Genomic DNA, 18,518 nt, shown 5'->3' on the forward strand with positions numbered 1-18,518 from the left:
GATCGCCTGCTCACCGCGTTTCGAGCCGGGCGCTCACCAGGCCGTACCGAGATCGGCGTGTTGCCGAATCCAGGCGTGCATCGCGATTCCGGCCGCCACGCCCGCGTTGATGCTGCGGGTGGAACCGAACTGCGCGATCGACACCGTCATCATGGCGGCCTGTTTGGCGTGCTCGGTGACTCCCGGCCCCTCCTGGCCGAACAGCAACAGGCACTTCCGCGGCAGCGTGGCCGTCTCCAGCGGGACCGAGCCCGGCACGTTGTCGACGGCGACCACCGTGAGGCCGACGCGTTCGCTGAAGGCCAGCAGCTCGCCGATATCGGCGTGATGCTCGATGTGCTGGTAGCGGTCGGTCACCATTGCGCCGCGCCGGTTCCAGCGCCGCCTGCCCACGATGTGCACAGCCGCCGCCGCGAAGGCATTCGCCGTGCGCACCACCGTGCCGATGTTCGCATCGTGCCCGAAGTTCTCGATCGCGACATGGAATGGGTGCCTGCGCCGGTCGATGTCGGCGACGATCGCCTCGCGGCTCCAGTATCGATAGGCGTCGACCACGTTGCGACGGTCGCCACCCGCCAGCAGCTGCGGATCCAGACGCGGGTCCTCCGGTGGCGGCTCCGCGTGCTCGACAGCCCACGGGCCGACGCCGTGCGCGTGCACACCCCACTCCGTCGGCCCGGGTAGGTCCGGCTCCGCCGCGTCCGATACTGGATGACTCACGTCGACGATGCTAATTCCGGCCACAACGCCGACGGCGCGCGGCCGGGCTGGGCTCAGTAGCTGGACGAGCTTCCCGAGAAGGCGCCGACCAGGCCGAGCACCACGAAAAGCACGATGAACAGAATGCTGAGGCACAGCAGCGCCGTCGCGATAATGCCGCAGATGTAGCCCGCGTTGACGTTGCCTCGGCCGCCGATGGCGCCGCCGGACGCGTCGATCTCGTTGAGTGCGCGCTTGCCCATCACCCAGGCGAAGGGTCCCATGATCTGGCACAGCACGAGGCTCAGGATGCCCAGGATCAGGATCGTGGCGGCTTGCGGATGGTCCGGTGGCGGTCCGTAGGCACCGTAGGCTGGGTAGCCGTACGGCGGCTGCTGCGGCGGGTAGCTCATCCGCAGGATGGTAGCGGTGTAGCTGGCTACACCACCATTCGGCGGGCAGCTCCATCGAACCTCCGCGCCTCCGCGACAACCATGGAGTCCATGATCGAGACACATGCCGAAGCGACCCTCGTGCTCGACCCGTCACCCGGCGAGCCCGAACCGGCGGAGCATCTGCTGCGCACCGTGCTGCTCGCGCCGGTGCGCGCACGGTTCTGGAAGGAACTCGTCTACGTCCTCACGGTGTTCGTACTCGGCTGCGCGGCCGTCGCCTATCTGTTCTTCGGCCTCGGCGGCGGGCTGTACCTCGCGATCACCATCATCGGCCTGCCGGTGCTCGCGCTGGTGCTGCTCGGTGGGCGGGTGTGGGGCCGGATCTACCGCGCACTGGCCAAGGACCTGCTCGGAGTCACCGTCGCGCCCCCACTGCCGTTCGCGCCCGCACCCGGCTTGATCGGATTTATCAAGGGCGCCTTGACCGATCGGGTGAGCTGGCGTGCGGTGCTGTTCCTGCTCGCGCAAGCCGTACTCGGCGTCGCGGTCGGGTATCTGGTGCTCGTCACAGCGGCGATGACCATGTTCACCGCGATCTCCCCGATCCCGTGGGCACTGGTACATCCGACCAACGTCGACGAGAACGGTGTCGAGCACCGATCCATGGTCCAGTTCGGCGATTTCTACGTCGACAGCTGGCCCAAGGTGCTCGGGTTCGCGCTCCTCGGCGCCCTAGGCTGTCTGGTGCTGCCATGGTTGTTGCGCGGCGTCTGCTTGCTGCATCGGCTGCTGACCATCGCCCTGCTCAGCGCGACGCTGCGCGACCGCCGGATGGTCGAGCTGCAGGAGAGCAGGCGGACCGCGGTAGAGGATTCCGCGGCGACACTGCGCAGGCTGGAACGCGACCTGCACGACGGGACGCAGGCCAGGCTGGTCACCATCGCGATGGCGCTGGGCCGGGCCGAGGATCGGCTCGCGGCGGGCGGCAATCCCGGCGACCTGATCGCGGACGCGCACGCCAGTTCCAAGGAGGCACTCACCGAGCTGCGCGAGCTGGTGCGCGGAATCCACCCGCCCGCACTGGAACTGGGCCTGGAACCGGCTCTGGAGACGCTGACCGCGCGCTGTTCGGTGCCGGTGGAGCTGCGCGTCCACCTGCCCGGGCGCCCGAGCCCGGCCATCGAGGCGATCGCCTACTTCTCGGTTGCCGAGTTGCTGACAAACGTTGTGCGGCACGCGAACGCCACCGGCGCATGGGTGTCCGTGCTGCCGAACGACGCGCGGACCATCGCGGTGACGGTGCGCGACAACGGCATCGGCGGCGTGGTGCCGCCCACGGACGGCGCGATCGGCGCGGGCAGCGGGCTGTCCGGCCTCGCGGCGCGGGCCCGCACGGTGGATGGAACGCTGACCGTGCAGAGCCCGGCGGGCGGACCGACCGTGGTGACCATCCTGCTGCCGCTGGCGGGGTCGCGATGAGCGACGGACTGCGCGTCGTGATCGCCGAGGACAGTGCCATCCTGCGCGACGGACTCGCCGGGCTGCTCGCCGAACGCGGTCACGAGGTGGTCGCCATGGTCGGCGACGCGAGCACGCTGGCCGACGTGGTCGGCGCGCACAACCCCGACGTTGCCGTGGTGGACGTGCGGATGCCGCCCAGTTACACCGACGAAGGGCTGCTCGCCGCCATCGAACTGCGCCGCAAGTACCCGATGACCGGCGTGCTGGTGTTCTCCCAGTGGGTCGAAACCCGCTACGCCACAGAACTTCTCGCGGGCGGCGCGAGTGGCGTCGGCTATCTGCTCAAGGACCGGGTCGCCGACGTCAAGGACTTCGTTGACGCGCTGCACCGCGTCGCCACGGGCGGCACCGCGCTCGACCCGGAAGTGGTGAGCCAATTGATGGGCGCCTCACGTCAGCAGGATTCGCTGGCCCGTCTGACCCCGCGGGAACGCGAGGTACTCGAATTGATGGCTCAGGGCCTGTCCAACAACGCCATCGCGACTGCTTTGAAAGTCACCGAACGGGCGGTGGAGAAGCACATCGGCAACATCTTCACCAAACTCGATTTGCCGCCGTCCGACACGCATCACCGCCGTGTGCTGGCGGTATTGCGACTCAAAGGCTGACGAGGCTCTGTTTTGTCGGCTCGCTGTGCAAGACTGGCCACGACGCGGTAGCCGTGCGGGGAGGGAGGAAGCGATGACCGTCGAAATGCACTGGCCTGATCATCTGCTGACCCTGGAGGACTGGATCGCGCTGCCGGAAGACAGCAGCCGTAGTTACGAGCTTGTCGAGGGGGTTCTGGTCGTGTCACCGAGGCCGGTGTCGCAACATCAGCGCGCCATCTGGCGGCTTGCCGCGCAGCTGGAACCGCAACTACCGTCCACCCACGGTGTTCTCACCGAGTCGGAAGTGTTGATCGACGCAAGTCCACTGCCGACCATCCGCGTTCCAGACGTCCTCGTGGTCCTCGAGGCGGGCATTGATGCCAACCAGCCGCGCTGGGACGCGGCCGATGTACTGCTCGCCGTCGAAATCCTGTCGGCCGGTTCGCGGCGCACCGATCGCGTGACCAAGTTCTTCGAGTACGCCGACGCCGGTATCGAGCACTACTGGCTCGTCGACCTCGACAAACCCACCAGCCTAGCTGCCTACCACCTGATCGACGGTGACTACGAGTTGGCTGCAGAGCAATCCGGCCGGATGACAGTCGACCTCGCCGGAACTGGGATCACGATCGATATCGCCGCGCTGACCAGCAGTCGCACCGACCGATAGCCCTCCGCCCCGGACCTGACGGGCCTATCCTAGAGGTCTGGCACTCGGGGCGGAGGCTGGCTTGGATCACGAGCGGATACTGCATACGGTGCTCGGTGTGACGGCCGGGTATCTGGTGCTACTCGCGTTGTGGCTGGGGTGGGTGGTGCATCGGACGCCGCCGGGGACCGTGCCGTATCAGATCGTCGCGCTGGTCGGGTTGTTCGGCTCGTGCGCGGGCATCGGGATGATTCTGGCGTCGCGCCCGTCGAAGGCGGACCGACGGCTGTGGCGGCACGGCCTGGAAGGTTGGGCGACCGTCGAGGGCGTGCATCCACTGGAGCGCACCGACCATCACACCGAACTCACCGAGCTGGATCTCGAACTGACCGTACCCGGCTCGGAAAGTTACCGGGGGACCATCGTTTTCGACGTCACACCCGCCGACAAACCCCGGCTCGCGGTCGGCGAGATCCTCTCGATCCGCGTCGATCCCGCGAACCGGGACCGCATCATTCTGGTGCTGTGATCGCTGGCTCGACATGCGCCTTCGGGTCGGCCAGCAGATACTGCGCGGCGGCGTAGGTGGCCAGGATGGCCGCTTCGGTCACCCGCCGGGCCCGCTCGCCACGCGCGAATAGACGGCGCAGCACGATGAGCCCGTCCGAGACGGTGAACAACAGCGCGCCGAGGCCGAGGCGGCTACGCGGATCGGCACCGGGAACATTCACGCCCGCAATGTTTTTCGCGGCGGGTTCCAGCACGGGATCGGAAGCCAGTACGGTCGCGGTACCCAAGGCGACGCCGTAGGCCGTCAGCGGCGCGGCCACCGACGGCGCCTTCGCCCGCAACAACCCGGCCGCGCCCAGCCAGGCGACCACGCGCGGTACGACCGCCCCGGCGGTGGGCCTGCCGCCCATCCGCCACCACAGCGCCGAGTATCCGGCCTGCATCACCGCGAACGACGACGCACCCGCGATCAGCCGACGGTCGTCGTCCGGGTCGATGAGCAGGATGTCGCCGACCGTCGCCGCGCCGAGCGACCCGATCAGCACGGTGCGATCGGTGGACGGCATCTCGGCGCCCTCGGTCGCCACGTCGGCCGCGAGTAGCGGCATCAGCAGCGGCTTCGCGATCCACTGCGCCTTCTCCCGCCCGGTCACGGCACCGTAGACAGTGACCGCCGCCGCGACGAGGAACCCGGCTCGAAATAGGCGCATCGGCTAGAGGCTCGGCTCGGCCGGGGCGGGCGGCAGGGTGACGACCTGACCCGCGTAGCTGAGTCCCGCGCCGAAACCGAGCAGCAACGCGGTCTGGCCGCCCTTGGCCTTGCCGGTCACCAGCATCTCTTCGATCGCGAGCGGGATGGAGGCGGCCGAGGTATTGCCGGCGTTCTCGATGTCGCCCGCCATCGGGACCTCGTCGGCCAGGCCGAGGTTCTTCTTCATCAGCTCGTTGATGCGGGCATTCGCCTGGTGCGGGACGAAGACCTCGATATCCTCTTTCGCCACGCCGGACACCTCCAGCGCGGTAGAGAGCGCCCTCGGCAGGGTGACCGCGGCCCAGCGGAACACGCGGGGGCCTTCCATTCGCAGCGACATCCGGCCGACCGGCTCGATCTCCGGATCGAGGCCCTGCATGGACTGTGCCCGATGCATGTACTCCAGGAAATCGATGTCCTGCATGATCGCGGCCGCGTTCTCGCCGTCACTGCCCCAGACAGTCGGCGAGATGCCATTCTCCTCGCTCGGGCCGACCACCACCGCGCCCGCGCCGTCACCGAAGATCATCGCCGTGCCGCGGTCGGTGGGGTCGAGCCCGACCGTCATCGTCTCCGCGCCGATGAGCAGGATGTATTCAACCGAGCCCGAGCGGATCATGTCGGCGGCCACGCCGAGGCCGTATCCGAAGCCGCCGCAGCCGGAGGTCAGGTCGAAGGCGGGGATCCCGTTCATCCCGATGTCGTAGGCCACCTGCGGCGCGCCGTGTGGGGTGAGCGTCAGCCAGCTGGAGGTGGCCAGGATCAGGGCGCCGATCTTGGACCGGTCGATGCCGCTGTTGACGATCGCACGCTCGCCTGCCGCCCCGGCGATCGACCGCAGCGTCTCGTCACCGCTGATCCAGCGCCGGTTGCGGACGCCGGTGCGCTCGTAGATCCACTCATCGCTGGAATCCAGTACCGCACACACTTCGGCGTTGCTGACCAGGCGTCTGGGTCGGTAGGCACCGATTCCGAGCATCGCAACGTTGTCGCGACTTCTGTTGACTGCAATGCTCACCACTGGTGACTCACACGACCCTTCACCTTCGTAACCGAGACCACCGTCCAGGTTATCCCAGGGCCAGGTCCTTCAAGCCGAGGATCGACCGGTACTCCAGTCCCTCCGCGGCGATCACCTGGTCAGCGCCGGTTTCCCGGTCGACAACGGTGGCGACGCCGACCACGGTAGCGCCTGCCGCGCGCAGCGCGCGCACCGCGGTCAGCGGTGAATTGCCGGTCGTGGTGGTGTCCTCGACGACCAGCACCCGCTTGCCCGCGATCTCCGGGCCCTCGATCTGGCGCTGCATGCCGTGCGACTTCGCGGCCTTCCGCACCACGAAGGCGTCGATCGGACGGCCAGGGGCGTGCATCACGGCCAGCGCGACCGGGTCGGCGCCCATGGTCAGACCGCCGACGGCGTCGAAGTCCCAGTCCGTGACCAGCTCGCGCAGCAGCTTGCCGATCAGCGGACCGGCGCCGTGGTGCAGGGTCGCGCGGCGCAGGTCGACGTAGTAGTCGGCCTCCTTGCCCGAGGACAGTGTGACCCGGCCGTGCACCACCGCGAGCTCGCGCACCAGCGCGGCCAATCTGTCCCTGTCGTTGGTAATCACCTGGTCGATCATGTCTAAGTCCTTCCGCGTGCGTTGAACAGCCCGCGATTCAGTCGGGCCGCCAGGGTTCGCGGGATCATTCCGGCGACGGTAGTGAGCGCTTTGTACTGCATACCGGGCACGCTGAGCACCTGATCCTTCTCCAGATCACGCAGCGAACCGGCGACTACCTGGTCGACGCTCAGCCACAGCGCTTTCGGCAGCGACGACATCTCGATGCCGGCTCGCTCATGGAATTCGGTGTGCACGAATCCCGGGCACAGGGCCTGGACCCGCACTCCGGTTCCGGCCAATCCGCCTGCCAACCCTTCCGTGAAGGATACGACGTAGGCCTTGGACGCCGAATACGTCGAGCCACGTCCGGGGACCAGGCCCGCCACGCTGGCCACATTGACGACGGACCCCTTCGCCGCGGCGATCATCGACGGCAGCACCGCCCTGGTGAGCTGGACCACCGAGGTCACGTTGACATCCAGTTGCGCCTGCAACCGCTCGGGCGGCAGCGTCCAGAACTCCCCCGAATGTGCGAATCCCGCGTTGTTGACCAGGAATTCGACACCGTCGGCCAGCCGCGCCGCGATTTGCTCGCGATCGGGCTCCCGCGCGAGGTCCGCGCCGAGCACCTGCGAGCGGGTGCCGAAACGGTGCTCCACGTCGGTCGCGAGGGCCGCGAGACGGTGCTCGTCCCTGGCGACCAGCACCAAATCGAATCCCAGCGCTGCCAGCCGGGTCGCGTAGCCGTGACCTATGCCCGAGGTCGGGCCGGTGATCAAGGCCACCGGGCGAGTGGCGCCGGGCAGACGGGCGTGCGGGTGCTCGGTCATGACAGCGCGGTCGGTCGCAGCCGTGCGAGCCCGACTGCGGTGGGCGCGCGGCGGGTCACTTCGGCACGGGTCCCTGATAGGGCCGGAATCCGGGGTGGAACGGTCCGCCGGGCGGGTCGGCAGGCCGTTGCGGCGTCTCAGGAGCCGCCTCGGCCCAGCTCTCCGCGGCGGGACGCGCGCCGCGCTCCTCCCACCGCAGCGCGTCATCGTCCGCCCGATCGTCTTCGCGCACGCGGGCCCGCGTGTTCGGCACCACCGCGAGCGAAGGACGACGCGGAGGCTCCGGCTCGGACTCGTCCGCCGCCGTCAGCGGCGCGCGGTCGTCACTGTAGACGTCCTCGCCGAACGGCCGCTCGTCGCTCTCGGGCTCCTTGCGCACCCGCGGCCTGGCCGGACCGCCCGCGGTGTCGTCCTCGGTATCCCGCTGACGCTCGCGTGGACGCGGACGACCCGGATCGTGGCCGCCACCGTCGAAGCGTGGCTCGCTGACCGGAGGCAACACGTGCAGCAGGCCGGACAGGCGCAGCACCGCGTCGATCGCGTTCTCCCAGTCCTTCGGGGAGGTGCCGACCGACAGCATGCCGAGCGTCCAGTTGCCCTCGCTCCAGAGCATCTGCACGGTGTCGGACAGGTTCTCGATGAACGCGACCATGCGCTGATCGACGGCGTGCCTTGCGATTTCGGGGTTGGTCGCGAAGACCACCCGGTCCCCGATGGCGCCGAGCAGTTCCAGATCGTGGTCCTTGGGCGGTGCGGCAGTCTTCAGCCGCATGTCCACGTCGATGTCCGAGCCGATCTGGCGGCGAACCGCCACCAGGGTCGCGGCGTCCTCCAGGTCGAAGAGCACGAACTTCTCGCCCTTGCGGATGCCGGAGACCACGTCGACCGCGGACAGATAGCCCAGTTTGGCCAACGCGCCGCGCCGCCACGTGGACGGCAGCGCGGGCTCCACGGACACGTAGGTATAGCCCTGGGACTTCGCCCAGACCTGTCGCGCGTGACCGGTCCGCTGCCGCTGGAGCCGATCGAAATACAGCAACACGATCGCGCCCACGAGCGCGATCGCCGCCAGTCCGAACCACATTGCCGTCATCGCCGCCTAGCCTAATAGGCCCAGCCGGACATAGTCCGTCATTGGCCCCGCGCCGGGCCGAGCGAAGCCAGAGGCAGCCGCACCAACAACGCAGCCGGACGAAGCCCGTCCCCAGCCCGCGCCGGACCGAGCGAAGCAAGAGGCAGCCGCACCAACAACGCAGCCGGACGAAGTCCGTCCGCAGCACGCGCCGGACCGAGCGAAGCCAGAGGCAGCCGCATCAACAACGCAGCCGGACGAAGTCCGTCCGCAGCACGCGCCGGGCCGAGGGAAGCCGAGGCAGCCGCTCATCGTCCGCCGCCGGGCAGCGAAGTGCCCACGATGACCTTGGCCTGAATCGATCCGTCCGCCGCCTTGTCACCCTGGATCAGCACCAGCTCGCCGGTGGGCAGATCGGACACCTTGGTGCCCGACAGTGAGACCACCTGGGTGCCGGCATCGGTGCGTACGGTGACGGTGTCGCCGAGCACCGTGCTCACGGTCAGCGTGCCCCCGTCGTTGGCGGTGATGGTCCCCATGGTCGCGCCGAGGCCGTCCACATCGCCGAGGCCGGGCAGGCTCGGCAGCCCGCTCGGCGGAGTCGGCGGAGCGGTCCTGGTGCCGGGCACGGACCTGGTCGTGACCGGCGCCGACGTAGCCGCCGCGGTATCGCTCGAACCGGCATCGCCGCCGCCCAACAACACACCCGCGACCACGCCGACCGCGCCGATCAACAGCAGGACGCCGATACCGAGCGCGATCCACAGGCCGGTATTGCGCCGCGGTGGCCGCGGCTGTTCCGGCGGAGCACCGCCGCCGGGCGGCACCGCCGTGCCCGACCACCGGTTGGCGCCGCTGTCCTGGTAGGAGGCCCACTGAGCGTCGTAGGACGGGAATTCTCGCGTCGCATTCGGCCCTGGCGGCGCCCATCCCCCGTACTGCTCGGTCGGAGGATATTCCGATGGCGCGCCGGTGCCATACGCCTCGGTATATTCCGCGGTGTGTGTGGGGTCGCCGACCCCGGACTTGCCCGGCGGACCCAGGTGCTCGGTCGGCGCATCCTCCGGCCGCTGTCCCCACGGATCGTTCGGGTTGGTCATGCAATCCAGCGTAGGTGGTGTCCGATATACAGGGCTGCAGCGCTGTGTATCGGCGGTCCCTGCGGCTCGGGCCGCGAACGGGCAATGCTTGGTCTCGGTGTCCTCGACAACAGGAGTCAGTCGGTGGCGCTCACTGGCCTACCATCACGGACGCGATCGAAAAGTGTTGCGCTCGTCGATAAATCCGCGTACTGCTGGTGGATGGCCCCCGGTGCGGTCTGCGCTCGGGATTGGTCATAGCCGCCGGGATTACCCCGCCCGATCGCCCGTTCTGGTGGCGGGCGTCACAAGCCATGTACTGCAACGTCGATGCAACCCCCACCAGCGACCTTGGCCGCGCGCCGACCGGCAGGCCATCGTTTGACGGATGCTGCATGGTCGTGTCGATGAACAGACACAGATTCGCGCGCTACTGAACAGCGCCCAGGAAGGGCGGGGCGGCGCCCTGTTCATCACCGCCGAGCCCGGGGCGGGAAAGTCGGCGCTGCTGGAACTCGCGGCGAACTCGGTCGACGACAAGTGGCGGGTCTTGCGGTGCACCGGAATCCAGAGCGAGGCGGAACTGCCGTTCGCTGGGCTGCAACTGCTGCTATCTGCAGCGCTGGACAGCGTCGACGCGCTGCCGGAACGGGAACGCGAAGCACTGCTCGCCGCGCTCGGCGGCTCAGGCACGCACGCGGCCGACAACCGCTTCCTGGTCGGCATCGCCACAGTGACGCTGCTGACCGAGGTGTCGCGGGCCGGACCGGTGCTGTGCCTGGCCGATGACGCGCACTGGCTGGACCGATCCTCCGCGGACACGTTGCTGTTCGCGGCACGCAGGCTGAGCGAGCGGGGCATCGTTGTCCTGGTCGCCGGACGGCCGGAGTTCTCCGCGCCAGGCATACCAGAAATGCACTTGGGCTCCCTCGATACCACCGCGGCGCTCGAGCTACTGGCGGACCGCACGCCCGAGCTGCCGTCCGCGCTTCGTGATCGAGTGCTGGCTACGGCGGAGGGCAATCCTTTGGCGCTGCTCGAACTCCCGCGGATGGACATCGATGCGCTGTCGCCGGAACCGTTTCCGCTACCGGACCGATTACAGCGGGCCTATCAGTCCCAGATCGCCGACAAACCCGAGTCGGCACGGCTGGCGCTGCTGGTTGCCGCCGCCGAGGACAGCGGCGACCTGGCTCTGGTGCTACGGGTCCTCGGCGAGCTCGGATCGACGGTCGAGGGGCTCGCAATTGCCGAGCAGTCCGGCATGCTGACGGTCGCGGGACAGTCGATCACCTTTCACCATCCCCTCAAACGCGCGGCCGCCTACCGGATCGCGCCGTTCACGCAGCGCCTCGCGGTGCACGCGGCGATTGCCGCCGCCCTGACCGACCAACCGGACCGCCGAGCCTGGCATCTGGCTGCGGCCGCTGCCGGGCCGGACGAAACAGCGGCTGCGGCGCTGGAAGCCGCCGCTCAGCGTGCCCACTGCCGAACCGGCATCGCCACTGCCGCCACCGCCCTGGAAAGGGCAGCACGGCTCAGTCCGGATTCAGCGGACCGAGTCCGCCGCCTGCTTCTCGCCGTCGAAGCGGCCGCCGAGGCGGGCCAGCCGGAGCGTGCCCTTCGGCTGGCCGACGAGATAGACGGATCGTTGACGGAGTGGCCGTCCGGGCGCGCCCGTCTTGTCCACGTTCGAGCCCGCGTCGAGCTCGCACGCGGCTCACTGCGCGAAGCGCACACGCTGCTGTTGCGTTCGGCTTCCTATGTCGCCTACGTCGCGCCTGGTCAGGCGGCGGAGTCGCTGATCCATGCCTCCGTGGCGGCATGGATCAGCGGGAACCTGCACGGGATCACCGAAGCTCAGGCAGCCATCGCCGAGCTTGCCCTCGGTCCGGAACATGAGAAGCTGCTCGCTGTGCTGGAAGGTCCGATCGGGTTGCACTCCGACGATCCAGCGGAGGGCGTGCGGCGCGTCCGAGCGCTGCTGCGATCGGGCTACACCAGTGAGCCGGGGGGGACGCTCGCGTTGGCGCTGCAGGCGACCTACTCGGGCGAGGTCGACGACGGGCGTCAGATCCTGATCGAGCTGGCCAGAACCTGCCGCGACGGCGGCATGGTCGGGTGGCTGCCCGTGGTCGGCAGTTCCCTTGGCACCGTCGAGATGCTGCTCGGACACTTCCACGAGGCCGATGCGGCCCTGAGCGAGAGCCTCCGAACCGCGCAGGAAGTGGACCAACCGAATCGGGTGAGCCAAGCCCGATCCGTCCTGGCCGTTCTCGCGGCGATCCGCGGGGACGAGCCCCAGTGCCGCGAACTCGCCCAGCGCTGTCTGCGCCATTTCTCCACCGACTTCAATGCCCTCGAAATCACGCACGCCGAGTGGGCACTCGGTCTCCTGGATCTCGCCTACGGCCGCTACGAGGCGGCCATCGATCGGTTCGAGGCGCTGTACGAGAGTCCGTATCGTGCGCTCGGCCAATGGATCCACCTCATGAGTGATCGGGTCGAGGCCGCGGTCCGGCTACGCAGCCCCGAACGCGCGATCGAACCGATGACCGTGCTCGAACAGTGGTCCGCGGCCACGGGCTCGCGCTGGATCGAGGCGCATCTGCTGCGCTGTCGCGGCATGCTCGACGGCGACGGCGAATCCTTCGCTCGTGCGCTGGACCTACATGCCGCCGAACGACGCTGGTTCGACCACAGCCGTACTGGGCTGCTATATGGTGAATGGCTGCGCCGGGAACGCTCCAAGACCATGGCGCGGTCGGTGCTGCGCGATGCGCTGCGAACCTTCGAGCGTCTCGATGCCCGGCCGTGGGCCGAACGCGCCCGCGTCGAGTTGCGCGCGGTCGGTGTGGCCGCGCGCGGCCGCACCCGATCGGACCTGGCCGGAGCACTCACGCCGCAGGAGCTGCAAGTTGTGCGATTGGCCGCCGCGGGCGCGACGAACAAAGAGATCGCCAGCCAACTGCTGCTGAGTCCCAAAACCGTGGCACACCATCTTTATCGAGCGTTTCCGAAGCTGGGTGTCACCAATCGGCAAGCGCTGGCGCACGTCGATTTGTACAGCGGCGTGGATCCGGAGAGCTGATCCGGACGACCTATACCGACATCGGTAACTTGTCCGATACCGCAGGCCAAGTGCCCGCCGTAACGTCATCGGCGGGGTAGCCAGCGGGATGTGCGAGCGATCCGCTCCACAGAATGCGAACCCCGAACCCGCCGACTGATAGTCGGCGTCGTATTCGTCGGTGTCCGCGTCCCGACCGATTCTTGTGCCGATCACTCGATCCCGGACATTTCGCTCGCGGTCCGTGCTCGGCGCCGAATCCGAAAGAGCAAGGGCGCCGGTCGAACGAAGGAAGGAATCGCCATGACCGGATCCACTCTCACCACTCCGACCGGCATCGACGCCGGACTCGGCCTTGCCGAACTCGCCGCGCGACTGCCGGCGGCGACCGCTGTGCGACCCGCTCTGCGGCGCCACGTGGCTGCGGGCAACTCCGCCAACCGAGGAAACTTCAACTCCTTCATCGAGAACAAGGGGAACTTCAACTCGTTCATCAGCGGGAACTTCAACTCGTTCATCGGCCCGAGCCGGTAGATCCGGAACAGGTCCTATCCGAGGTCGGCCCGGTGCGTCCGGTGACGCGCCGGGCCGTCTCGATCATGGCGGCGGACAGCCCGCCGGAGAGGCGAAGAAGAAATGGGATCGCAGTCGTGGCCTGACGTCGGGTTGGACGTCGAAGGCTTACGCGGGACCGGCTGGCAGCCGTTGCCGTTCGCCCAGTTCATCGTGAAGATCCACAGCCGCTGCAATCTTGCCTGCGACTACTGTTACGTCTACGAGATGGCCGATCAGAGTTGGCGCGGCCAGCCCAAGACCATGTCTGATCAGGTCTTCACCGAAGCCTGCCGGATCATCGGCGAACATGCGCGCCGATTCGCCTTGCCCGCAGTGAGTTTGGTGTTTCATGGCGGGGAGCCGTTGCTTGTCGGACACGAGACCCTGGAACGCTTCGCGCGACATGCCCGGCAGACGCTGGAGCCGATTACCGAGGTGCGGCTCGGCATGCAGACCAACGGGGTGCTGCTGGATACGGAGTTCCTTCGGATCTGCGATCGCTGGGGGATCCAGATCGGAGTCAGCCTCGATGGCGACCGAGGGGCCAACGACCGGCACCGGAAGTATCGCCGGGGCACCGGCAGCTACGACGACGTTGCCAAGGGGCTGGAGTTGCTCGGCCGCGACCACCGCCATCTGTACTCCGGCCTGTTGTGCACGATCGACGTCGCGAACGATCCGATCGAAACCTACGAGGCACTCGTTCACTTCGGCCCACTCGACATCGATTTTCTTCTGCCGCACGGCAACTGGACCACCCCGCCGCCCGCAAAGGTCGCCGACATCGCGGCGACGCCGTACGCCGACTGGCTGATCGCGATCTTCGATCGCTGGTACGGCGCTCCCGAACTGGAGACCCGAGTGCGGCTGTTCGACGAGGTGATCGAGCTGCTGCTGGGTGGTCAGGGCGCATCGGAATCCGTTGGCCTGGCGCCGATCCAGGTTGCCGTCATCGAAACCGACGGCACGCTGGAACAGGTCGACGCGCTGAAGTCAGCCTTTGCGGGCGCCGCCGAGATCCGACCGGCCGACCATGGCAATCCGCTGGATGAGGCGCTCTGGGAACCGGCTGTGGTTGCTCGCCAAATCGGCGTCGAGGCGCTGAGCGACACCTGCCGGGCCTGCCCGGTGCACAAAGTCTGCGGCGCAGGACATTACGCCCACCGCTATCGTGACGGCATGGGATTCCGGAACCCTTCGGTCTATTGCGGTGACCTCGAGCGTCTGATCCGCCACATCGAAACCAGAGTCAGAGCCGACATCACCGCGGCGACGGGGAGATGAGCGAACCGCGGATCATCCGCATCGACAGGGATTTCGCGTTGCTGTGGTCGGGTAACGCGGCCTCTCTGGTCGGGTTCTACGGGGTGCGCCTCGCCTATCCGCTGCTGGTTTTGTCGGTGACCCACTCCCCCGCGCTCGCGGGCTGGGTCGGGTTCGCGGTAATGCTTCCGAGTCTGGTCTTCCAGATCCCGGCGGGCATCGCCGCGGACTACGGGAATCGGCGTCGGAACCTGCTGCTCTGCCAGTCGGGCGGGCTGGCGGCGACCTGCTTGGCTATCGCGGTCGTCATGTTCGAGTTGCCGAACCCCGCAATGCTTCTCATGATCACCGCTTTCGTCGAGGGCACCTCCTATGTCTTCTTCGAAGCCAGCGAACTGGCCGCCATCCGTGACATCGTCGACGTCGAGCATCGCCGCGTCGCGCTGGCGTTCTTCGAAGCCGAACAGCCCGTCGCCTTGGTGGTCGGCCGGGCCACCGGTGCTGCCGCCTACGGGGTGGCGCAATGGCTGCCCTTCGCGATGAACGCCGTGTCGTACGTTTTCTGCCGGGAGACTCTGCAGTCGATCCAATGGGGTTCCGCCGAGCAGCCTCCGCGGAGCGAACGAACCGGTCCGGGAGTATGGAAACTAATCCGGGATGGTGCCCAGATCATCTGGACCGAACCGTTCCTGCGCACCACGACCGTGATCGGCGGACTGTCGAACCTGGTCATCCAGGTGGGCCTGCTGCTGATCATGGTGGAACTCGAGAGAGGCGAGGGAGCGACGTGGACGATCGGTATCGTCCTCGGCGCGGCGGGCGTCGGCGGCATCATCGGCTCCGCCGTTGCGTCGAAGCTGGTCAAACGGTTCGGCCGAACGACGGTCTATCGCAGCGCGCTGTGGGCGTGGACGGCGCTGCTGCTGCCGATCTCGCTGAGTTCGAATCCCGTGGTGCTCGCGGTGTGCTGGTTCGGTGTCGGCGGGGTCGGCGTCATGACCAACGTCCTGCTGACAATCTTCCGCGTGGAAGTCATCCCCGAGAAAACCCTCGGCCGGACGATCGGCACGCTCTCCATGGTGACCGACGGTTCCGCCGCCATCGGCACGCTGCTCGCGGGCTACCTCCTGAGCGGGTTCGGCACGACCGGCACCGGTGTGCTGCTGACCTGCGCCATGTTCGTCATCGCGGTCAGCGGGAGCCGCATGACCACACCCGCGCAGCAACGGCGCGTGCGGAGGTGACGCTCCGCACGTCCGCCGCGTGCCTATCGCCCGACGATCAGATCGTCTCCATCGGGGCTGACGGTCACTGTGACCACGTCGCCGTCGGTGACCTCGCCTTCGAGTAGTTCCTTGGCGAGGGTGTCGCCGATGGCCTGCTGGATCAGCCTGCGCAGCGGACGGGCGCCGTAAGCCGGGTCATAGCCGCGGACGGCGAGCCAGAACCGGGCCGAATCGCTGACGTCCAGCTTCAGCCTGCGCTGCGACAACCGCTTCTGCAGCTGGTCGAGCTGGATGTCGACGATGCTCTCCAGCTGCTCCTCGTCGAGGGCGTGGAACACGACCACGTCGTCGAGGCGGTTGAGGAACTCCGGCTTGAACGCCGAACGGACCGCGTTCATGACGAACTCGCGATCACCGCCCGCACCCAGGTTGGAGGTGAGGATGAGGATCGTGTTGCGGAAGTCGACGGTGCGACCCTGTCCGTCGGTGAGCCTGCCCTCGTCGAGCACCTGGAGCAGGATGTCGAACACATCCGGATGCGCCTTCTCGATCTCGTCGAACAGCACCACCGTGTAGGGCCTGCGCCGCACCGCCTCGGTGAGCTGGCCGCCCTGGTCGTAGCCGACGTAACCGGGCGGTGCGCCGACCAGGCGGGCGACCGAATGCTTCTCGCTGTACTCGCTCATGTCGATCCGGACCATGGCGCGCTCGTCGTCGAACAGGAAGTCCGCCAACGCCTTCGCCAGCTCGGTCTTGCCGACACCGGTCGGGCCGAGAAACATGAACGAGCCGGTCGGGCGGTTCGGGTCGGCGACACCGGCGCGCGACCGGCGCACCGCGTCGGACACCGCCTGCACCGCCTGGGTCTGCCCGACGACGCGACGACCCAGCTCCTGCTCCATGCGCAGCAATTTCTGCGTCTCGCCCTCCAGCATCCGGCCTACCGGGATGCCGGTCCACGAGGACACCACCTCGGCGATGTCGTCGGGCCCGACCTCCTCCTTGAGCATGACTTCGCCGTCTCCCGCCGCGGCGGACACCTTCTGAGCCTCGGCGAGCTGCTTCTCCAGCGCGGGGATCCGGCCGTAACGCAGCTCGGCCGCCTTGCCCAGATCACCGTCGCGCTCGGCGCGCTCGGATTCACCGCGCAGCGCTTCCAGCTGTTCGTTCAGCGTGCGCACCTGGTCGATCGCGTTCTTCTCGTTCTGCCAGCGGGTGGTCAGCTGGTTGAGCCGCTCCCTGCCGTCCGCGAGTTCGGCGCGCAGCTTGTCCAGCCGCTGCTTGGAGGCCTCGTCGGTCTCCTTGCTCAACGCGACTTCTTCGATCTCCAAGCGGCGCACCGCGCGCTCCACCTCGTCGATCTCCACCGGGCGGGAGTCGATCTCCATGCGCAGCCGCGAGGCCGACTCGTCGACCAAGTCGATCGCCTTGTCCGGCAGGAACCGGGAAGTGATGTAGCGGTCCGACAGCGTGGCCGCGGCGACCAGCGCGGAGTCGGTGATGCGCACGCCGTGGTGCACCTCGTAGCGATCCTTGATGCCGCGCAGAATGCCGATGGTGTCCGCCACCGACGGCTCCCCGACCAGCACCTGCTGGAAGCGCCGCTCCAAAGCGGCGTCCTTCTCGATGTGCTTGCGATACTCGTCCAGCGTCGTGGCGCCGACCATCCGGAGCTCACCGCGCGCCAGCATCGGCTTGATCATGTTGCCCGCGTCCATCGCCGATTCCCCGGTGGCGCCCGCGCCGACGATGGTGTGCAGCTCATCGATGAAGGTGATGATCTGGCCCGCGCTGTTCTTGATGTCCTCCAGCACGGCCTTGAGCCGTTCCTCGAATTCACCGCGGTACTTCGCACCGGCGACCATCGCGCCGAGGTCGAGCGCCACGACGGATTTGCCGCGCAACGACTCCGGGACGTCGCCCGCCACGATGCGCTGGGCCAGGCCCTCGACGATCGCGGTCTTGCCGACGCCGGGCTCGCCGATCAGCACCGGGTTGTTCTTGGTGCGGCGGCTCAAAACCTGCACCACACGGCGGATTTCGGTGTCCCGGCCGATCACCGGGTCGAGCTTGCCGGAACGGGCGGCCTCGGTGAGGTCGGTGGAGTACTTCTCCAGCGCCTGGTAGCTGCCCTCCGGATCGGGGTTGGTCACCCGCGCGCTGCCGCGCACGGCGGTGAACGCCGACCGCAGCGCGTCCGCGGTGGAGCCGTACTTCTCGAGCAGCATTGTCACGTCGGAGTCGCCTTCGGCGAGACCGACCATGACGTGCTCGGTGGAGACGTACTCGTCACCGAGTTCGGTGGCCAGGCGCTGGGCGGCGGTGATCGCGGCCAGCGCCTCCCGGCCCAGCTGTGGCGCGGTGGTGGCGCCGGTCGCGCGGGGGAGCCGGTCCACGATGTCCTGTGCCTCGCGTCGCACGGTCGCCGGATCCGTTCCGACGGCCTTCAGCAAGGGCGCGGCGATGCCGTCGGTCTGATCGAGCAACGCCACCAGCAAGTGCGCCGGACGGATCTCCGGATTGCCCGCGGCGGAGGCCGCCTGCAGTGCGGCGGTCAGGGCCGCCTGGGTCTTGGTGGTGGGATTGAACGAGTCCACGAGTCACCTTCCTACTGGTCGATTCGCACGGCGCCCAGCGCGATCTCACTCGACCGTCGTCCGGCTCGGCACCGTTCCTATCCGTCCAACGTTGGAAAGGTTGAGTC

At 68.0% G+C, this 18,518-nt stretch carries 17 protein-coding genes; 8 read left to right on the plus strand and 9 right to left on the minus strand.

Annotated features, from left to right (window positions below):
- Positions 1-33 precede the first annotated feature (33 nt).
- The gene (locus OHA40_RS14020) at positions 34-720 is read right to left on the minus strand and encodes a TrmH family RNA methyltransferase (RefSeq protein WP_330233483.1); all 687 of its coding nucleotides are present in this window, start codon (positions 718-720) and stop codon (positions 34-36) included.
- Between the two features lie 53 nt (positions 721-773).
- Complete coding sequence (locus OHA40_RS14025) at positions 774-1,112, minus strand: DUF4190 domain-containing protein (RefSeq protein ID WP_330233484.1); 339 nt, start codon at positions 1,110-1,112, stop codon at positions 774-776.
- 90 nt (positions 1,113-1,202) lie between these two features.
- On the opposite strand from OHA40_RS14025, the gene OHA40_RS14030 reads away from it, so the two are divergent.
- The 4 genes from OHA40_RS14030 to OHA40_RS14045 all read left to right on the plus strand — a co-directional run bounded on the left by OHA40_RS14030 (position 1,203) and on the right by OHA40_RS14045 (position 4,383).
- Positions 1,203-2,573 carry a sensor histidine kinase gene (locus OHA40_RS14030; RefSeq protein ID WP_330233485.1) on the plus strand — a complete coding sequence of 457 codons (1,371 nt, stop codon included), beginning with the start codon at positions 1,203-1,205 and terminating at the stop codon, positions 2,571-2,573.
- Complete coding sequence (locus OHA40_RS14035; RefSeq protein WP_330233486.1) at positions 2,570-3,223, plus strand: response regulator transcription factor; 654 nt, start codon at positions 2,570-2,572, stop codon at positions 3,221-3,223. The genes OHA40_RS14030 and OHA40_RS14035 overlap by 4 nt, the downstream gene beginning before the upstream one ends.
- A gap of 73 nt (positions 3,224-3,296) precedes the next feature.
- Positions 3,297-3,875: a Uma2 family endonuclease gene (locus tag OHA40_RS14040; protein WP_330233487.1), complete on the plus strand. Its 579-nt coding sequence runs from the start codon at positions 3,297-3,299 to the stop codon at positions 3,873-3,875.
- Positions 3,876-3,936: 61 nt separating this feature from the next.
- Positions 3,937-4,383: a hypothetical protein gene (locus OHA40_RS14045; protein ID WP_330233488.1), complete on the plus strand. Its 447-nt coding sequence runs from the start codon at positions 3,937-3,939 to the stop codon at positions 4,381-4,383.
- Here the strand turns inward: OHA40_RS14045 and OHA40_RS14050 are convergent.
- From OHA40_RS14050 to OHA40_RS14075, 6 genes are all read right to left on the minus strand, one after another.
- Positions 4,367-5,074, minus strand: coding sequence for a lysoplasmalogenase family protein (locus OHA40_RS14050; RefSeq protein ID WP_330233489.1), 708 nt, complete (start codon positions 5,072-5,074; stop codon positions 4,367-4,369). The genes OHA40_RS14045 and OHA40_RS14050 overlap by 17 nt on opposite strands.
- Before the next feature lie 3 nt (positions 5,075-5,077).
- Complete coding sequence (locus tag OHA40_RS14055) at positions 5,078-6,136, minus strand: beta-ketoacyl-ACP synthase 3 (RefSeq protein ID WP_330233490.1); 1,059 nt, start codon at positions 6,134-6,136, stop codon at positions 5,078-5,080.
- 49 nt (positions 6,137-6,185) lie between these two features.
- The gene (gene pyrE, locus OHA40_RS14060) at positions 6,186-6,737 is read right to left on the minus strand and encodes an orotate phosphoribosyltransferase (RefSeq protein WP_330233491.1); all 552 of its coding nucleotides are present in this window, start codon (positions 6,735-6,737) and stop codon (positions 6,186-6,188) included.
- 2 nt (positions 6,738-6,739) lie between these two features.
- Positions 6,740-7,549 carry an SDR family NAD(P)-dependent oxidoreductase gene (locus OHA40_RS14065; protein ID WP_330233492.1) on the minus strand — a complete coding sequence of 270 codons (810 nt, stop codon included), beginning with the start codon at positions 7,547-7,549 and terminating at the stop codon, positions 6,740-6,742.
- A 55-nt stretch (positions 7,550-7,604) separates the two neighbouring features.
- Positions 7,605-8,642 (minus strand): hypothetical protein, encoded by a 1,038-nt coding sequence (locus tag OHA40_RS14070; RefSeq protein WP_330233493.1) that lies wholly within the window; start codon positions 8,640-8,642, stop codon positions 7,605-7,607.
- 287 nt (positions 8,643-8,929) lie between these two features.
- Positions 8,930-9,721 carry a DUF5666 domain-containing protein gene (locus tag OHA40_RS14075; RefSeq protein ID WP_330233494.1) on the minus strand — a complete coding sequence of 264 codons (792 nt, stop codon included), beginning with the start codon at positions 9,719-9,721 and terminating at the stop codon, positions 8,930-8,932.
- A gap of 367 nt (positions 9,722-10,088) precedes the next feature.
- Between OHA40_RS14075 and OHA40_RS14080 the strand changes: the two genes are divergently transcribed.
- The 4 genes from OHA40_RS14080 to OHA40_RS14095 all read left to right on the plus strand — a co-directional run bounded on the left by OHA40_RS14080 (position 10,089) and on the right by OHA40_RS14095 (position 15,832).
- Positions 10,089-12,791, plus strand: coding sequence for a LuxR family transcriptional regulator (locus tag OHA40_RS14080; RefSeq protein WP_330233495.1), 2,703 nt, complete (start codon positions 10,089-10,091; stop codon positions 12,789-12,791).
- Between the two features lie 282 nt (positions 12,792-13,073).
- Complete coding sequence (locus OHA40_RS14085) at positions 13,074-13,304, plus strand: hypothetical protein (protein WP_330233496.1); 231 nt, start codon at positions 13,074-13,076, stop codon at positions 13,302-13,304.
- 132 nt (positions 13,305-13,436) lie between these two features.
- Positions 13,437-14,609, plus strand: a complete 1,173-nt coding sequence (locus tag OHA40_RS14090) for an FxsB family cyclophane-forming radical SAM/SPASM peptide maturase (protein WP_330233497.1) — start codon at positions 13,437-13,439, stop codon at positions 14,607-14,609.
- Positions 14,606-15,832 carry an MFS transporter gene (locus tag OHA40_RS14095; protein ID WP_330233498.1) on the plus strand — a complete coding sequence of 409 codons (1,227 nt, stop codon included), beginning with the start codon at positions 14,606-14,608 and terminating at the stop codon, positions 15,830-15,832. The genes OHA40_RS14090 and OHA40_RS14095 overlap by 4 nt, the downstream gene beginning before the upstream one ends.
- Positions 15,833-15,855: 23 nt before the next feature.
- Here the strand turns inward: OHA40_RS14095 and clpB are convergent, their stop codons facing one another.
- On the minus strand, positions 15,856-18,411 hold the full coding sequence (clpB, locus tag OHA40_RS14100) for an ATP-dependent chaperone ClpB (protein WP_330233499.1): 2,556 nt from the start codon (positions 18,409-18,411) through the stop codon (positions 15,856-15,858).
- Between the last annotated feature and the right edge of the window lie 107 nt (positions 18,412-18,518).

Source organism: Nocardia sp. NBC_00508 (assembly GCF_036346875.1).
Taxonomy (GTDB): Bacteria; Actinomycetota; Actinomycetes; order Mycobacteriales; family Mycobacteriaceae; genus Nocardia.

Coding starts and splice junctions, on each gene's coding strand:
- OHA40_RS14025 (WP_330233484.1), bottom strand. CDS start 1,112: ATGAGCTACCCGCCGCAGCAGCCGCCGTACGGCTACCCAGCCTACGGT.
- OHA40_RS14030 (WP_330233485.1), top strand. CDS start 1,203: ATGATCGAGACACATGCCGAAGCGACCCTCGTGCTCGACCCGTCACCC.
- OHA40_RS14035 (WP_330233486.1), top strand. CDS start 2,570: ATGAGCGACGGACTGCGCGTCGTGATCGCCGAGGACAGTGCCATCCTG.
- OHA40_RS14040 (WP_330233487.1), top strand. CDS start 3,297: ATGACCGTCGAAATGCACTGGCCTGATCATCTGCTGACCCTGGAGGAC.
- OHA40_RS14050 (WP_330233489.1), bottom strand. CDS start 5,074: ATGCGCCTATTTCGAGCCGGGTTCCTCGTCGCGGCGGCGGTCACTGTC.
- pyrE (WP_330233491.1), bottom strand. CDS start 6,737: ATGATCGACCAGGTGATTACCAACGACAGGGACAGATTGGCCGCGCTG.
- OHA40_RS14065 (WP_330233492.1), bottom strand. CDS start 7,549: ATGACCGAGCACCCGCACGCCCGTCTGCCCGGCGCCACTCGCCCGGTG.
- OHA40_RS14070 (WP_330233493.1), bottom strand. CDS start 8,642: ATGACGGCAATGTGGTTCGGACTGGCGGCGATCGCGCTCGTGGGCGCG.
- OHA40_RS14075 (WP_330233494.1), bottom strand. CDS start 9,721: ATGACCAACCCGAACGATCCGTGGGGACAGCGGCCGGAGGATGCGCCG.
- OHA40_RS14080 (WP_330233495.1), top strand. CDS start 10,089: ATGCTGCATGGTCGTGTCGATGAACAGACACAGATTCGCGCGCTACTG.
- OHA40_RS14085 (WP_330233496.1), top strand. CDS start 13,074: ATGACCGGATCCACTCTCACCACTCCGACCGGCATCGACGCCGGACTC.
- OHA40_RS14095 (WP_330233498.1), top strand. CDS start 14,606: ATGAGCGAACCGCGGATCATCCGCATCGACAGGGATTTCGCGTTGCTG.